This is a genomic window from Oleiagrimonas sp. (genome assembly GCF_027858935.1).
In the GTDB taxonomy this organism is placed as follows: Bacteria; Pseudomonadota; Gammaproteobacteria; order Xanthomonadales; family Rhodanobacteraceae; genus Oleiagrimonas.
On record NZ_JAQIBU010000356.1, the window covers coordinates 1 to 9,074 of the forward strand.

A 9,074-nucleotide genomic window follows, 5' to 3' on the forward strand; every position below is an offset into this window, starting at 1 on the left:
CAGCTGGCCGATAGCCGTATCCGTGAGCGTTTGCGCACCGGGGGAGAGGCCCGCGACAACCAGGCCCTGCTGGCGGCGCTGGATGCCAGTCCTGCACGCGTGAAGGTGGTGGTCGATGCCACCGCCAGCGAGACCCTGGCAGGTACCCATGCTCACTGGCTCTCGCATGGCTATCACGTGGTCACGGCCAACAAGTCGGCGTCCGGCGGCAATCTGGCCGGCTGGCATGCAGTGCGCGCCGCAGTACAGCACAGTGGCAGCCAGTATGGCGATGCGGCTACCGTGGGTGCCGGTCTTCCAGTACTTTCCTCCCTGCGACGCCTGCGCGCCTGCGGTGATGAGCTTCTGGCGCTGGAAGGCGTGTTTTCCGGTTCGCTGTCATGGCTGTTCAGCGAGTACGACGGACGTGTTCCGTTTTCGGTGCTGCTTTGCAGGGCGCGCGAATTGGGCTACAGCGAACCGGATCCGCGCGACGACCTTTCCGGCCAGGATGTGGCACGCAAGCTGCTGATCCTGGCGCGCAGCGCCGGATTCGCGCTCGAATCCGACGACGTCGAGGTCGAGAACCTGGTGCCCGAGGCGCTGCGCGCACTGCCGCTGAAGGTCTTCCTCGAGCGCGTGCACGAGCTGGACGAGTCGCTCGCGGCGCGCCACGCCGAAGCCCTCGCGCAGGGCGGCGTGCTGCGCTATCTGGCCCAGTTGGACCGGCATGGCCGCGCTCGCGTCGGACTGCGCATCGTACAGCCGGGCCATCCGGCCGCGCCGCTCTCGGGCACCGACAACCAGTTCGCCCTGACCACCTCGCGCTACAACGTCCAGCCGCTGGTCATCCAGGGCCCGGGCGCAGGCGCCGAAGTCACCGCTCAGGCCTTGCTTGGAGATATCCTGGAAATCATCCGTCCGCTTGCCTGAGATGCAGCCATCCAGGTGCATCCGGTGCTGTCGTGGCGAGTTGCAGGGTCACCTCCACCGGAACTTCAGACACATCTGCAAGCTGCAGAGGGTGGATGGACCACCACCTTCGTTCCGTGAGAGCGGCCACGTGCTGCAAGCTTCCCCGGGACGAACGAAAACGCACCGCCATGACGGTGCGTTTTCTGGAGGGTGGGCCGATGCGGTGCCGAAGCCCTTGGGTCAATGTGGATGGTGACTATCGGTAATGCGCTCGGCTTCGTCTTCCTCGGGCGGGATGAGCGGTTGGTCCAGGTCGACCGTGCCCTCGGCTTCCCCGATCTGGATGGCCTCGATGGACGGTGTGCGCCAGCCGGACTTCACGCCCCACAGGAAGAACGCCAGCCCGATCACCGCGACCACGGCAAGATCCCAGCCGTAGGGAATGTAGCCCAGGCCGCCGAACTGCGAACTGCCGATGCGCGAGACCACAGCCAGTGCGACCAGATAGAACACCAGCCACCAGGCGCCCTTCATCTGCCGGCCGAAGTCATGCCAGCCGCCTTTGGCCATGTAGTAGAAATACAGCGGCAATGCGATCACGATCAGCAGGATGATCTGTCCGGTCAGTGGCCACTTGGCCCAGTAAAGCAGTTCGGCCGACATGATGAACGCGACCGCAGAGATCAGTGACAAGCCCTTCAGCCGGAACGGACGGTGCAATTCCGGTGCCGTGCGGCGCAGCGTCATCACGCTGACCGGTCCGGTCAGATAGGAGATGATGGTGGCCACCGAGATCACCGCTGCCAGCGAATCCCAGCCGCGGAAGAAGAACAGGAAGATGAACGCCACCACGAGGTTCAGCCACATCGCCGGACGCGGCACGCCCCACTTCGGATGCACCGTGCCGAAAATCTTTGGCAGCGTGCCGTTGCGCTCCATGCCGTAGACCATGCGTGCGGTGGAGGCGGTGTAGGTCATGCCGGTGCCGCTGGGACTGATGAAGGCGTCGGTGTACAGCAGCATGGCCAGCCAGTTGAGGTTGACGATCAGCGCCAGCTCCGCGAACGGCGAGCTGAAGTCGATGCCGTGCCAGCCGGCCTTGACCAGCATCTGCTGCGGCACCGAACCCAGGTAGGCGACCTGCAACAGCACGTAGATGATGGTGGCCAGCACGATCGCGCCGATGATGGCGAAGGGAATGCTGCGTCCCGGGTTGCGCGCCTCGCCGGCAAGGTTCACCGGGCTCTGGAAGCCATTGAAGCTGAACACGATGCCGGCCGTGGCCACGGCCGTGAGGATGGCGGCAAAGTCGTTGGTATGGCTGCCGCCGTTCACGCCCACATTGAAGTTGGCGTGGTGAAAGCCGCTGGCGATCAGGGCGATGCCGGTGGCGGCCGGGATCACCAGCTTGATGATGGTGATCACGGTATTGGAGCGGGCAAACAGCTTCACGCTCCAGAAGTTGAGCAGGAAGTACATGATCACCAGCAGCCCGGCCAGGGCCAGGCCCAGGTGGCTCAGTTCGCCGTGCTTGCCGGGCATGGCGTGGTAGAGGTTCTGGGCCCACTGCCACTTCCAGCCGGACATGTACTGAACCGAGGCCTCGGCCTCGACCGGGATCACCGAGACGATCGCGATCCAGTTCGACCAGGCGGCGATGAAGCCGACCAGCGAGCCGTGCGAATAGTGGCCATAGCGCACCATGCCGCCGGATTCCGGGAACATCGCACCCAGTTCTGCATAGGTCAGAGCGATCGACATGATGATCGCCGCGCCCAGCACCCAGGCCCAGATGGCGCCGGGACCGGCCAGCTTGGCGGCGTTCCAGGCACCGAACAGCCAGCCCGAGCCGATGATCGAGCCCAGGCCGGTGTACATCAGCGCCCAGGGGCCGACGTCGCGATGGATCGAGGATTCGTTGGTCATGCGGTTTCCTGAGTGCCGCCGAATGGCGAATGCGTAGAGATAAAGGCGACGATCTTTGCAGATTCGGGACCTGCGTGTCATCTACCGCAGGTCATGCTCCGGCCATCCCAGCAAGGCGTTGGCCGTGGCCGTCTCGCATCGGGCACAATAGCTGCGCCGGGCCCGTGCATGTGCGGATCGGTGCCATCTGCGAAAGCGATGGCGACAGGGGGCTTGGTATGCAGCGGGGGCAACAGGCAAAGCGGAGCGGAACGCGATCCGCGCCACTGCGATGCAGGGCGCGGCGGACAGCGTATGGGGCTGGCCTGGTGGCGCTGTGGGCCATGAGCCTGGCGTGGATGGGCGCACATGCGGCCGAACGCCAGGTCGACATGCAGGCTTTCGCGCCCGAGCAGGGACTGAACAGCCTGGCGGCCAATGTGCTGCTGCGCGATCGGCAGGGCGTGCTCTGGGTGGGCACGGACAGCGGGCTGTTCCGCTTTGACGGTGAGCGTTTCGTTGCCGTGTCTACGGGGAACGACGGCCTGCAGCTGCACGTCAATGACCTGTATCAGGCAGCTTCGGGGCAGCTCTGGATCGGTGCCGCACGGCATCTGTACCTGTGGCAGCACGAGCGCCTGCGGCGCGTGGCCGATGTGCCCGTGGACGACCTGCGCCGGATCGCAGGCGATGGCGGCCAGGGGGTCTACGTGCGCCACGAGCACCGGCTGCTGCATGTGACTGCGGATGGCCGGGTGACCAAGGTGGCGTGGCCGCAGGCGCTGTCCACGGGGGCGCTCACGGACGGCCCGCTGCTGTGGCATGACGGGCATCTATGGACCAGTTGCGGTCCATCTCTGTGCATGCGCGATGCCGGCGCAACCGCCGTGTGGGGCACCGATCGCGGGGTCCCGGTCGACCAGTGGATCAGCATGCGCGCCGACGCCCGCGGCGGCCTTTGGGTGGGGGGCAACCACCATCTTGTGCACCTGAAGGCCGGTGCGAAGCGGTTCGAGGCGGTGGCGAGCGCCAATCCGCTCGATGCGCTCGCCGTGGACGGGCAGGGCCGCGTGCTGGCCGCCAGCGCCGGTCATGTCAGCCGATGGGACGGCGCACGCTGGATGGACTTCGGCGACAGCGGCAACCTGCAGTCGGCCCACCTTCGCGACCTTTGCTTCGATCGGTCCGGCGCGGTCTGGCTGGCCAGCGCCGGGCGCGGGGTGTTCCGCTGGCGCGGCTATGGCCGGTTCCGCAACTGGGGCGTGGCCCAGGGCCTGGATAGCGTCCCGACCTGGGCCATCGCCCGCGATGGCGATGGACGCCTGTGGCTGGGCAACCAGCGTCACGGCAACCTGCTCGAGCCGGGCGCCCGGCGACTATCGCCATGGCCAGCGGCGATGCGCCGCCCGGGCTGGACCGACGCGGTCGCCGTGTTGCCGCATGGCCGCAGCGTGTGGGTGATCTACAATCGGGGCACGGTGGTGCGTTACAACCTGGACAGCCAGCGCGCGGAGCAGGTGGCGCAGAACCTGGGCTGGGTCAAGTTCGGTCTGCTCGACGGCACGGGCCGGATCTGGTTCGGCACCCATGGCGGCCTGTGGCGGATCGACCGTCCGGATGCACCGCAACCCCAGGTTCGGCGGATGGGTACGGGCCTGCCGGACAATACCAACTATCTGAGTGCGACCCGAGATGCGTCCGGGCGGATCTGGCTTGCCACGTCCCACGGCCTGTTGCGCTTCGCGCAGCAGAGGTTCACCCGCATGCGGCTGCCCGGCGCGCCAGCTCCGGGTGGGTACAGTGGTGTGGCCGCAACCACAGACGGCCGCTTGTGGGTGGCGCCCGTGGCGGGCGGACTGCGCTGGACCCGGCCGCAACCGGGGAATGCGCTGAGCATGCATGCCATCGAGGACCCCTTGCTCGAGCGCACCGCGCTGTATTCCCTGGAGGCCGATCACGCCGGCCGCCTGTGGGCCACCAGTGACGCGGGCGTCGACGTGCTCGATCATGGCCACTGGCAACGGCTGGACCGGGACGATGGCCTGGCCTGGAACGATGTGGCCCCGGGCGCGTTCCTGGAGGATGCCGACGGTTCGGTCTGGCTGGGGACCAGTGGCGGCGTCTCGCATGTGCTGCATCCGCAGCGTCTGCTCTCACCGCAAGTGGCGGCGCCGGTGATCCTCGAGGCGGACTATGGCGGCAAGCGGCTTTCGGCCGGTCCCGCGCAACGACTGGACTGGAACGGCCGTGCCCTGACCGTGCAGTTGGCCAGCACCGGAGTGGTGCATCCGGCCACGCGCCATATCGAGTATCGGCTGGATGATGGGACGGATGATGCCGGCTGGGAAACCACCACCTCGAACCTGCTGCGCTATGCCGCGCTGTCTCCGGGGCACTATCGTTTCCTGGCGCGGGTGAACGCCCCCGCGCTGCGGGCGCGCTCGCAGTCGACCACGTTCGACCTGGTCGTGGTGCCACCCTGGTGGCGCAGCCCCTGGGCGTTCGCAGGATATGCGCTGCTGACGTTGCTTGCGCTGCTGGCTCTGTGGCGACTGCGCAGTACGCAATTGCTGCGTCGGCAAGCGGTGCTCGAACACCTGGTCGATGTGCGCACGCGGGAACTGGAAGCGGACAAGCGCGCCCTGGAGGCGACCCGGCGGGCACTGGAGTACGAAGCCACGCATGATGCGTTGACCGGGTTGCTCGCGCGCGGCGCGGCGGTGAAACTCCTTGGCGCTGCCTTGCGCGAGGCGACCACTCGGTTGCGCCCCATGGTGGTGGCCCTGATCGACCTGGATCACTTCAAGCAGGTCAACGACAACTACGGTCACCTGACTGGCGACGCAGTGCTCGTGCAGTGCGCGCAGCGGTTGCGGCGGATGACGCCTGAATCCGCCGTGCTGGGCCGTTTCGGAGGGGAAGAGCTGCTGGCAATCTGGCCCGGACTCTCGCGTGCAGACGATGTCGAGGGTCGCTTCGCGTCGCTGGTCGAGGCCGAGTATGTCGATGGCGCGAACCGGCTGCGGGTGAGCTGTTCGGTCGGCGTCACCTGGATACGCCCCGGGGATGATGTCGAGTCGGTGCTGCGTCGCGCGGACGCCGCCCTGTACCAGGCCAAGGCATTGGGCCGCGCGCGGGTCGAACGCAGCGAATAGTCGGGCGTGGACGTCGCGCCAACCAACGTTTCAGCATTCGATGACGTTCACCGCCAGGCCGCCGCGCGAGGTTTCCTTGTACTTGTCCTTCATGTCGCGGCCGGTATCGCGCATGGTGCGGATCACCTTGTCCAGCGATACGCGATGCTTGCCGTCGCTCTTCATGGCCATGCGGCTGGCGTTGATGGCCTTGATCGCGCCCATCGCGTTGCGTTCGATGCACGGGATCTGCACCAGTCCGCCGATCGGGTCGCAGGTCAGGCCAAGGTTGTGCTCCATGCCGATTTCGGCGGCATTCTCCACCTGGCTCAGGCTTGCGCCCAGTGCGGCAGCCAGTCCACCTGCGGCCATCGAACAGGCCACGCCGACCTCGCCCTGGCAGCCGACCTCGGCGCCCGAGATGGAGGCGTTTTCCTTGTACAGGATACCGATGGCACCTGCCGTGAGCAGAAACTCGAACACGCCTTCGCAGTTGGAACGCGGCTGGAAGCGGTCGTAGTAATGCAGCACGGCCGGGATGATCCCGGCGGCGCCGTTGGTCGGCGCGGTGACCACGCGACCGCCGGCGGCGTTCTCCTCATTCACGGCCAGCGCATACAGGTTGACCCAGTCCAGGATACTCAGCGGATCCTTCAGCGCAGCCTCGGGCCGGTCGCGCAGCTCGGCGTACATGGCCGGTGCGCGGCGCGTCACGTGCAGGCCGCCGGGAAGCTCGCCGGGCGAGCGCACGCCACGCTCGACGCAGTCCTGCATCGCCTGCCAGATGACCAGAAGCTTCTCGCGGATGTCCGCCTCGTTGCGCCAGACCTTCTCGTTCGCGAGCATCAGTTCCGAGATGCGCAGGTCGTGCCTGGCGCACAACGCCAGCAGTTCGTCGCCGGATGAGAATGGGTAGGGCTGCGGGGTGGTGTCGGCCACGATGCGGTCCTCGGCCGCATCATCGTGGTTGACCACGAAGCCGCCACCGACCGAGTAGTACTCGCGGCTGGCCAGTTCGTTGCCGTCGGCGTCGAAGGCCTTGTAGCGCATGCCGTTGGTGTGGAACGGCAGTTTCTGGCGCTTGTTGAAGAGCAGGTCACGTTTTTCGTTGAATTCGATCTCGTGCCTGCCGAGCAGGTGGATACGGCCGCTGTCGCGGATGCGCTTGAGCGTGTCCGCGATGGCATCGGGATCGACCGTGTCCGGCCATTGGCCCTCGAAGCCCAGCAGCACGGCCTTGTCGGTGCCGTGGCCGCGGCCGGTCATGGCCAGCGAGCCGTGCAGTTCGCATTGCACGCGTGCGACCTTGTCCAGCAGCCCCTTGCGGTCCAGCCATTGCTCGGTGAAGCGCGCGGCCGCGCGCATCGGCCCCACGGTGTGCGAGGACGATGGCCCGATGCCGATCTTGAACAGGTCGAAAATGCTGACTGCCATGGCTACGGTTCGCTGCGGTTCGCTAAACTGCCATTGTACGGGCTTGCCGGGGCGCGAATGAACCGTTTGACTGAACTGATTCTCTACCAGCGCGACGACTGCCACCTGTGCGACCAGGCGCTGGCGGTGATGGCGGCCGCGCGCGCGCCGGATTTCCGCAGTATCTGGATCGACGATGAACCGGACCTGGAGGACCGCTACGGCGTGCGCGTGCCGGTGCTCAGGCACGTACCCAGCGGCCGTGAGCTGGACTGGCCGTTCAATGCCGCGGACGTGCAGCGGCTGGTTGCCGGGGGCTGAGGCTCCAGCGCCGGAGCGCAGCGCTCAGTGGGCGGGCAGCGACGTCATCTCCAGATGCCCGTGCACCGGAATCTGCTTGCTGATGGCCGACCAGTCCGAACCGGTGCCGAGCTTGAAGTTCAGCCGGTTCAGCGTGGTGTCGACGTCCAGCGTGGCGTGGTCGCCATTGCGCTTGAAGTCCACCTTCAGGGTCACCGGCTGCTTCATGCCGTTGAGGTCCAGCATGCCGTGGGCGACGATGCCGCCGGCGGTCTTGTCGAAGGACTTCGTGGTGAAATGCGCAGTCGAGTCGCTGGCAGTGTCGAAGAAATCCGGCCCGGTCAGGGTCTGGTTGCGCTCGGGACTCTTGGTGTCGACGCTGGCAAGCTGCACGGTGACGTCGAAGCGGGCCTGCTCCAGGTGCGCGGGGTCGAAACTGATCTTCGCGTCGAAGGTCTTGAACGTGCCGTGGAAGGTCTCGCCCTGGAAGCTGCCAGTGAAGCCCAGTGTGCTGTGGGCGGGGTCGACCTTCCAGTCCTGCGCGCCGGCGGTCAGGGGCAGGGCGAGGAGCAAGAGTGCGATAAGGGTTTTCATGAATCAGGATCTCCTTGGCGGCGTCCCGGAAGCATGCGCCTGAGGGTGGCGTCGCGGTCGACGAAGTGATGGCGCAGGGCCGCAGCCGCATGCAGCACGGCGAGGACGATCAGGCACCAGAAAAGGGTTTCGTGAAGTCCGGCGGCGAAGTGGCGCAGGTGCGGCGCCGGCCCGCCGGTGAGACTGGGCATGCGTACCAGGCCCCACCAGTGCAGCGGGCGCAGCGCGCTGGCCGAGTCGAACAGCCAGCCCGACAGTGGAACCGCGAACAGCAGCACGTACAGCGCGCCATGGGTGAGGCTGGCCACGCGCCGCTGCCAGTCCGGCATCGGTAGATGCGGCGGGCGGCCGTCGAACAGTCGCCATGCGATGCGCAGCACGGCCAAGGCCAGGATCGTCAGGCCGATCGACTTGTGCAGGTTGTAAATCGCGAACACGCTGGGTTTCTTGGGCAGGTTGACCATCACCAGGCCGATCGTGCCCTGGGCCAGGATCAGCAGCACGATCAGCCAGTGGAAGGCCTGCTGCACCGCGCCCCAGTGTTTGGCGTTATTGCGAAGTGGCATGTGTCGCGGCTCCGTGCTCGTAGCGGTGGCGTGCATCGGCATCCTTGAGTGCCTCGATCTGAAGGCCCACATTGACCATGCGTCCGATCGAGCCTGGATTGCGCGAGATGCCGAAAGCGTAGCGGTCCAGTTGCGCGCGCCCGGAAAAACCCGCCACGGTGTTCATCTCGAATATGGTCCTGCCGACGCGATTGACGGTGAAGGCGATGATGACCTTGTGCGTATGGCCGCGCAGGGTCAGGGTGCCATCCATCAGGCCGTCGTGCGG

General features: G+C 66.5%; 8 protein-coding genes. 3 read left to right on the forward strand and 5 right to left on the reverse strand.

Going from position 1 to position 9,074, the window contains the following annotated elements:
- Window positions 1-912 (forward strand): homoserine dehydrogenase (locus PF446_RS13445; RefSeq protein WP_298072446.1); only part of this gene is annotated, 912 nt, incomplete at its 5' end.
- Window positions 913-1,134: 222 nt separating this feature from the next.
- On the opposite strand, the gene PF446_RS13450 is transcribed toward PF446_RS13445, so the two are convergent.
- Window positions 1,135-2,820 carry an APC family permease gene (locus PF446_RS13450; protein ID WP_298072448.1) on the reverse strand — a complete coding sequence of 562 codons (1,686 nt, stop codon included), beginning with the start codon at window positions 2,818-2,820 and terminating at the stop codon, window positions 1,135-1,137.
- Window positions 2,821-3,128: 308 nt separating this feature from the next.
- Here PF446_RS13450 and PF446_RS13455 point away from each other — a divergent pair, with 308 nt between their 5' ends.
- A complete protein-coding gene (locus PF446_RS13455) occupies window positions 3,129-5,954 on the forward strand; it encodes a diguanylate cyclase (RefSeq protein WP_298072450.1) in 2,826 nt (941 codons plus the stop codon).
- A gap of 30 nt (window positions 5,955-5,984) precedes the next feature.
- Here the strand turns inward: PF446_RS13455 and PF446_RS13460 are convergent, their stop codons facing one another.
- Window positions 5,985-7,367: an L-serine ammonia-lyase gene (locus PF446_RS13460; RefSeq protein ID WP_298072452.1), complete on the reverse strand. Its 1,383-nt coding sequence runs from the start codon at window positions 7,365-7,367 to the stop codon at window positions 5,985-5,987.
- 66 nt (window positions 7,368-7,433) lie between these two features.
- On the opposite strand from PF446_RS13460, the gene PF446_RS13465 reads away from it, so the two are divergent.
- The gene (locus PF446_RS13465; RefSeq protein ID WP_298072460.1) at window positions 7,434-7,667 is read left to right on the forward strand and encodes a glutaredoxin family protein; all 234 of its coding nucleotides are present in this window, start codon (window positions 7,434-7,436) and stop codon (window positions 7,665-7,667) included.
- Between the two features lie 24 nt (window positions 7,668-7,691).
- Here PF446_RS13465 and PF446_RS13470 read toward each other — a convergent pair whose 3' ends face one another.
- The 3 genes from PF446_RS13470 to PF446_RS13480 form a co-directional block, all read right to left on the reverse strand.
- The gene (locus PF446_RS13470) at window positions 7,692-8,240 is read right to left on the reverse strand and encodes a YceI family protein (RefSeq protein WP_298072454.1); all 549 of its coding nucleotides are present in this window, start codon (window positions 8,238-8,240) and stop codon (window positions 7,692-7,694) included.
- Window positions 8,237-8,806 (reverse strand): cytochrome b, encoded by a 570-nt coding sequence (locus tag PF446_RS13475; RefSeq protein WP_298072456.1) that lies wholly within the window; start codon window positions 8,804-8,806, stop codon window positions 8,237-8,239. The genes PF446_RS13470 and PF446_RS13475 overlap by 4 nt, the downstream gene beginning before the upstream one ends.
- The coding region (locus PF446_RS13480) for a YceI family protein (protein ID WP_298072458.1) at window positions 8,790-9,074 on the reverse strand (285 nt) is incomplete at its 5' end. The genes PF446_RS13475 and PF446_RS13480, both read right to left, overlap by 17 nt.